This window comes from Clostridium gallinarum (genome assembly GCF_014836325.1).
Taxonomy (GTDB): domain Bacteria; phylum Bacillota; class Clostridia; order Clostridiales; family Clostridiaceae; genus Clostridium; species Clostridium gallinarum.
Genome location: NZ_JACSQZ010000044.1, coordinates 22120 through 29573, shown reverse-complemented (window position 1 = coordinate 29573; position 7454 = coordinate 22120). Strand labels below are relative to the sequence as shown.

The 7454-nt window shown below is 28.7% G+C and carries 6 protein-coding genes; 2 read left to right on the top strand and 4 right to left on the bottom strand.

Annotation, left to right across the window (positions count from 1 at the left end):
• The first annotated feature begins 417 nt into the window (after positions 1–417).
• Positions 418–1614 (top strand): 3D domain-containing protein, encoded by a 1197-nt coding sequence (locus H9660_RS11570; RefSeq protein WP_243190657.1) that lies wholly within the window; start codon positions 418–420, stop codon positions 1612–1614.
• A 135-nt stretch (positions 1615–1749) separates the two neighbouring features.
• Here H9660_RS11570 and H9660_RS11565 read toward each other — a convergent pair whose 3' ends face one another.
• The 3 genes from H9660_RS11565 to H9660_RS11555 all read right to left on the bottom strand — a co-directional run bounded on the left by H9660_RS11565 (position 1750) and on the right by H9660_RS11555 (position 5158).
• The gene (locus H9660_RS11565) at positions 1750–3072 is read right to left on the bottom strand and encodes an acetyl-CoA hydrolase/transferase family protein (protein WP_191750537.1); all 1323 of its coding nucleotides are present in this window, start codon (positions 3070–3072) and stop codon (positions 1750–1752) included.
• A gap of 302 nt (positions 3073–3374) precedes the next feature.
• Positions 3375–4415, bottom strand: a complete 1041-nt coding sequence (locus H9660_RS11560) for a nucleoid-associated protein (protein WP_191750536.1) — start codon at positions 4413–4415, stop codon at positions 3375–3377.
• 83 nt (positions 4416–4498) lie between these two features.
• Positions 4499–5158, bottom strand: a complete 660-nt coding sequence (locus H9660_RS11555; RefSeq protein WP_191750535.1) for an HAD family hydrolase — start codon at positions 5156–5158, stop codon at positions 4499–4501.
• Between the two features lie 278 nt (positions 5159–5436).
• Between H9660_RS11555 and fba the strand changes: the two genes are divergently transcribed.
• Positions 5437–6300, top strand: coding sequence for a class II fructose-1,6-bisphosphate aldolase (fba, locus tag H9660_RS11550; RefSeq protein ID WP_191750534.1), 864 nt, complete (start codon positions 5437–5439; stop codon positions 6298–6300).
• A 251-nt stretch (positions 6301–6551) separates the two neighbouring features.
• Here the strand turns inward: fba and H9660_RS11545 are convergent, their stop codons facing one another.
• A complete protein-coding gene (locus H9660_RS11545) occupies positions 6552–7364 on the bottom strand; it encodes a ZIP family metal transporter (protein WP_191750533.1) in 813 nt (270 codons plus the stop codon).
• Positions 7365–7454 lie beyond the last annotated feature (90 nt).

Genomic DNA, 7454 nt, shown 5'->3' with positions numbered 1-7454 from the left:
TATAAGGAGAAACAATATTAATATTACAGCAACAATATGCAATTAATTTTAAATGTCACAAAAAGCTTGCACTATCAATTTCCTAACTAGTAAAAAAGAGATAAACATTATATTACTTGTTCCGTCGCATATGCTCCAAGTCACCGTCATACAATGTTTATCTCTTTGCAAACTGAAGGAAGGAAATTATTAAAACTCTAATTCTTACATTACGAATTTTACTACTCTCATAAAATTATCTACAACTTGTCCATAGATATAATTTCCTAAAAAATAAACAATACACTATTTCTCAATGCCTTATAAATCTTCACACAAATTACTTGTAAGGAAACTAACCTTGATATTTATTAATATTTACGGTAGTATATTGAATATATTTAATTGACAACTTATTTTTTATTGGAGGTGGGGATTTTGACTAAAAGAACTTTGCTTACTGTAATTGCTACTTTATTACTAACTTTTAATATTTCAAATATAGCTTTTGCAGAACCAAATTCTTCAGAGACACAAACAATCCAAGAAAGTAAAGCACAATATGAACAGTTAGATAACGAAACACTAAAGCTTAATTCAGAAATTACTAAACTTAATAATGAAATAGAAACTATTAATATTGAGCTTCTGAAAAATAATTCTGAAATTAAAGATACCGAGATAGAAATAGAGAATATTAACAAAAAGATAAATGATTCTAAAATAGAAATAGAAGAACAAGAGAAAAAAATGGATAAGAGACTTCGTTCTATGTATAAAACTGATATATCTTCTAGTATGATTGCCTACATAATAACATCTGAAAATATATTTGATTTATTTTATAGAGTTCAAGCTATGAGTAAATTAATTTCTGTTGATAAGGAAATAATATCAGAAATTAATGAGAAAAAAGAGCAACTTGCTGAAGATGCTAAAGCTATAGAGGAAAAACAAGAAGACTTAAAAAAACTTAGGATAGCTATTGAAAATGACCTAAATGAAGTTGCTAAAAAAAAGGAAGAACAAGAGGTTGCTTTATCTAATTTAAATGCTAGAAAAGAAGAAATTATGGATGTAATTGAAGCTAATGAAGTTAACTTAATATCTCATTCTCTTTCTATAATTAATTCTTCTTCATCTATTTCTGATATTGAAAATGCAGTAAATAATTTAAATTCACTATTACCTCAACTTAATAGTGATTATGCAATCAATTTAACTGAAGAGGCAATTGCTTCTGGTAATAATCAAATTTCAGAATATGAAGCTTCTATTTTAGAAGAAAATTCTAGTAGTAACCTAGCTACAGAATCTGTTAATGGCTCAGTTACTAATAATTTAGGAACATACACTATGTCTGCCACAGCTTACACTGGTGGTGGTTTAACTGCAATGGGTATTAAACCTGTACGTGATCCAAATGGTTTAAGCACTGTTTCAGTTGACCCTAATGTTATTCCTTTAGGATCAAAGGTATATATAGACGGTTATGGTTATGCAATTGCTTCAGATACTGGTGGAGCAATTAAGGGAAATAAGATAGATCTTTATATGAATTCACTACAAGATTGCTATTCTTTTGGTAGACAAAGTGTTACAGTTACTATAGTAGCTTATCCAAATCAATGGTAAAAAAGTGTTAAAGTATCATATTCAGGTTCCATCGCAAACTCCAAGTCACCTTTCTATGATATTTTAACACTTACAAACTGAAGAAAGAATAGAGGGGCTAGTTCTAGCTCCTTTATCTTTTATACATATATAAACTTAATATAAGATTCCTAATTCTTTTGCTTGTTTTGATAATTCTTCTCTAAACTTTGGATGAGCAATATTAATTAATCGTTCTACTCTTTCTTTAATATTAGTTCCTCTAAGCTCTGCTACTCCATATTCTGTTACAACCATATCAACATCATTTCTTGATAAACTTACAGCTGCTCCTTGTTTTAAAAAAGGAACTATTTTTGATATTTCTTCTCTTTCTCCTGTTTCTTTATTTTTTACCATAGCAGTAGAATATAGAGTAATAAAAGATCTTCCATTCTTAGACATTTGTGAACCTACTGCTGTATCAGCTTGTCCCCCTGTTGCACTAAATTGAAATGGACCTAAGGATTCAGATGCACATTGACCAGTTAAATCAACTTCTAATGTGGTATTAATAGAAACTTGATTGTCATTTTGAGCTATTACATAAGGATCATTAGTCCAATATCCATCCATCATCATAACTGAAGGATTATCATCTAAGAAATCATACAGTTCTTTTGTACCTAATGCAAATCCTGCAACATGCTTTCCATTATTAAAATTCTTTTTCTTTCCTGTTGCAACACCAGCCTTTACAAGTTTCATCATACCTGTCGTAAACATTTCTGTATGAATTCCTAAATCTTTTTTACCCATTAATGAAGCAGCAACTGCATTAGGTATTCCTCCTATTCCTAATTGTATACAATCTCCATCATTAATTCTCTCAGCTACATACTTTCCAATTATTAAATCCTTCTCATTAGGTTCTACATCTGGAAGAGTTGGTACTTCATAATCTGTTTCAACTAGATAATCTACATCACTTATATGAATCTCCATATCACCTAAGGTTCTTGGATAATTCTTATTTATTTCTAATATAACTAAATCTGCTTCCTTTAATACTCTTTTTTCATAAATATTACTTAATGATAAGGATAAATATCCATGTTTATCTGGTGGTGTAGCTGTTCCCATATAAATATTAGTTTTCTTATGAAATTGTCTCTTAAATGCAGTTAAATGAAGATGATTAGGTATTAAATATACATTTCCATTTCTTTGTGCCTTTCTCATAGGTGCTGTAAAAAACCAACCATCCATTTTAAATGAATCTTTATACCTTGCATCCATATAGTATTCAGCAGGTTCTAATGGTAAGCAAGTAGTAACTGTAACATCCTTTACTCTATCAGAAATTTTATGAAGATTTTTCAAAATCTCTTTTGGTTCTGCAGCTCCAAGTCCTGTTACTATAACATCTTCTGTCTTAATTAAATTTAATGCCTCATCAATAGTTAAATATTTTTCTTTAAAAACCTCTTTTTCTCTCATAATTAATCCTCCCTAAAACTAAACTCTAATTAAATATTAGAGTCTATCAATACCCTTTACTTTTATAAATATTCTTATATGAGTAAATAGTAAACCTTTTCTTAACCAATTGTCAATATTTATTATTATTTATAAATTATTACTTTTTAATAATTTATATTTTTTATTACCAATATATAAATATTTTGTTTTTTATTAAATATTTATATATTTAAAGGTGTTATTTATTATAAATATATTAAAAAATAGGATAAATATTATGTTATTTACTCTATAACAAATATCTATCCTTTGCCTCTTATTTATTTTTCTATATAATTTATAATATGTTTTATTATCATATTTATGCTACCATCACCATTTCTATGAATCTCAAATTTACTGTTATCATGATAAGCTTCTTCATTAATATATAAATCAATATCTTTATCTATTTTTAATCTAACTCTTTTTAACTTTTTTTCAACCCACTGTTTATCTATAGCTATTTCTTCTTCAAGTCCATGGCTCTTCACATAATTAGAAAAATTATTTTTTGCTTCTGGCTCTTCTTTAAAAAGTTCATTTGAAAGTTCATCTATATTTATCTTTTCTTCTTCTTTTAATTTTGATTTAACTGCTGTTCTTATTCTTTCTGCCTTATCTGCATCTTCAGTAATATTGCTTCTAGTCCAATTTTCTGCAGCCTTTAGAAAAGTTTTTGTCATATCTCTTTCATTACTAATAATTGAGCATCCTAAAAAGTTACTTATAAAATAATTTGCTCCATACTCTTCTTCATCTTTACTTTTTCTTTGTTTATCTATTACCATAAGATCATATCTTTGATTTTCTCTTATTGGCTTTATAAATGCTGCTTTTTGTATTCTTTGACTACTTCCAGGAAGACCAGCTGCTTGTGGAACTATATCTATTCCTATTTTATTTTCAACAAAATCAACTTTGTGAGTAAAGTTTTTTACATAATCCATTTTTAATATACCAATCATCGGACCTTGATCAGTAACTAACGATACTATAATTAAATCACAAGAAGGAATATTTAAATTTCCCTTCATAATAATAAATAATTGTCTTGCAAGTTCCTGTGATAGTCCAATTAAATTATTATCTATTCCATTTAAATAATCTTGAACTGATTCTTTTACAATATTTCTTTCTGGATTAAATACTGCATACTTTAATTCCTCGTCCTTGAAACATTTCTCAATATGTCTATGTATGAATTTATAAATATCTTCATTTAACTCAAGACTATATTCATTTAATACGGGTTCCTCAGCATTTGAATCAACTATATGAATTATAGCCTCTTGTATATTTATATCATTTATGTATTCCATAAAATTTTATGCATCAGCAAATATTAGAAAACTAATATGCATCAGCATAAATTCACCACCTTTCACATCTATAACATATACATTTATAAATTTATAGTCTCTATTTCATTTATAACCTCTTTTAAATTATTTAATCTTTTATAAGCTAATCTTACTATATCTTCATCAGGTTCCTTTAAATCAGGTATTATTATTACTTTCATTCTTCCTCTACTTCCTGCAATAGTTCCAGCTTCTGAATCTTCAAGTACCATACAATTTTCCGGATTAACCTTTAACTTTTTTGCTACATTTAAAAATACTTCTGGATCTGGCTTTGATTTTGTAACCTCATCTCCACACAATACATAATCAAAATAATGAAGTATATCAGCTTTACTAAGTAAATTTAAAGCTAACTCTCTATTTGACGAAGTTGCCACTGCCTTCTTTATATTTTTCTCTGTTAAATATTCTAATAATTCTTCTACTCCCTCTTTTCTTTCCACACCATTAGCTATCTTAGAAAAGTTTATTTTTCTTCTTTCTTCTATATAATCATCAATATTTATTTTATCTCCAAACTCATCTATCAATGTATTTCTTACACTTTCATGATTAGTTCCAAGGAGTTTGTAAAATATTTTCATATCAAAATTAATATTAAATATTTTTGCTGCTTCAACCCAAGAATCATAGGATACTTTTTCACTATCAAAAATTAATCCATCCATATCAAATATTACTAGTTCAACTTTTCTCATATCTCTTCCTCCATAATTTTTCTTTCTATATTGTATAATAACTTTTAATAAAAAAATAGAACCTATTTATATATCATTTTTATCCTAAATTATTTAAAAACCTATCTAAATACTCATAATTTATATAGCTTGTAAACTAATTTCTATTTTTTTGTTTAAATTAAATCTATTTTGAGTTATAATATATAGTAATAAAGACAATATTTTAGTTGTTTTTTACTACAGTTAGCTAAATAGCTTAATTGTAACAAAATATAAAGTTATGGAGGTTTGATACCATGTTAGTTTCAGCAAAGGAAATGTTAAACAAGGCTAAAGCGGGAAAATACGCTGTAGGTCAATTTAATATCAACAATTTAGAATGGACTAAAGCAATACTATTAACAGCTCAAGAAAACAATTCACCAGTTATATTAGGTGTTTCTGAAGGAGCTGCTAAATACATGTGTGGATTTAAGACTGTAGTTGGAATGGTAAACGGAATGATGGAAGAATTAAACATCACTGTACCAGTTGCATTACACTTAGATCACGGTAGCTACGAAGGCGCATTAAAAGCTATGGAGGCTGGATTCTCATCAATAATGTTTGATGGATCTCACTATCCAATAGATGAAAATATAGCTAAAACAAAAGAAATGGTAAAATTAACTTCAGAAAAAGGATTATCTTTAGAAGCTGAAGTTGGATCAATCGGTGGAGAAGAAGACGGAGTTGTTGGTGCTGGAGAAATCGCTGACGCTGCTGAATGTAAAGCAATCGCTGATTTAGGAGTTACTATGTTAGCTGCTGGAATCGGTAATATCCACGGAGTATATCCTGAAAACTGGAAGGGATTAAGCTTTGAAGCTTTAGAAGCTATAAGCAATGCAACAGATAATGTTCCTCTAGTATTACACGGTGGTACTGGAATCCCTGAAGATATGATAAAGAAAGCTATTTCTCTTGGAGTATCTAAAATCAACGTTAACACAGAATGTCAATTAGCATTTGCTGAAGGTACTAGAAAGTACATCGAAGCTGGTAAAGATGTTCAAGGAAAAGGCTTTGACCCAAGAAAGCTTTTAGCTCCAGGTTTTGAAGCTATTAAAGCTACAGTTAAAGAAAAAATGGAATTATTCGGTTCAATCAACCAAGCATAATTCTAAAATTTTAGGAGTATTGTTTTGTACAATACTCCTCTTTTTAATGTATATCAAAGTATAAAAAGTTATGACTTATTACTAACTATTTATACTTTGCTTCCTTCAGTTTTAAAAGAGATAAACATTGTATGACGGTGACTTGGAGCGTATGCGACGGAGCAAGGAATATAATGTTTATCTCTTTTTTAAATTTAAATATTTTTAAACTAATCTAAAAGTTTTAGTCTAATCTAAAACTTTTTTTAAATTTATCCTAAAGCAACGTCTAATACCATCATTACTATAAATCCTAGAATAAGACCTAAAGTAGTTAGTTTCTTATTTTCAAGAGAAGCTTCTGGCAATAGTTCAGCTCCTACAACTGCAATCATAGCTCCTGCTGAAAATGATAATAAAAATGGTAATAAACTTCTAACAGTAAGAGCTGCTATAACTCCAATTACCCCTGAAATTGGCTCTACCAATCCTGAAGCTTGTCCATATAAAAAACTTCTTGTTCTAGATAATCCTTCACTTCTTAATGGCAATGAAACTGCTGCCCCTTCCGGAAAGTTTTGAAGACCTATACCTAATGCCAAGGTTAACGCTGCTACTACACTAGTTCCAGGTATTCCTGCTGCTACTCCACCAAATGCTACTCCTACAGCTAATCCTTCTGGAATATTGTGAAGTGTAACAGCTAAAACTAATAATATACTTTTTCTATACTTAGACGTCTTAGAAATATTATCTTCTTTATTTAAAACTACTCCATAAGAATAAGTATCCATTAGTTTGTCAGCAAATATTAAGAACGCTCCACCTAAAAAAAATCCTATAGAAGGGATAACAAAGCCACTATAGCCAAGCTGTTCTGAAAGTTCTATTGCTGGACTTAAAAGGGACCAAAAGCTTGCTGCTATCATTACTCCTGCTCCAAATCCTAGCATTGTATTTAAAATTCTCTTATCAAACTTTTTAAAGAAAAAAACTACAGCTGCTCCTAAAGCAGTAACAAACCAAGTAAATAAAGTAGCAAGTAATCCTTGAAAAATTGGACTTAAACCAATAAACCATTCCATATTATATCCTCCTTAGTATTTTAAATTAAATCCTTAATTATAATTTACTAAGGAGGTTTACTTTTTGTTACAAAATAATATGAAATATTA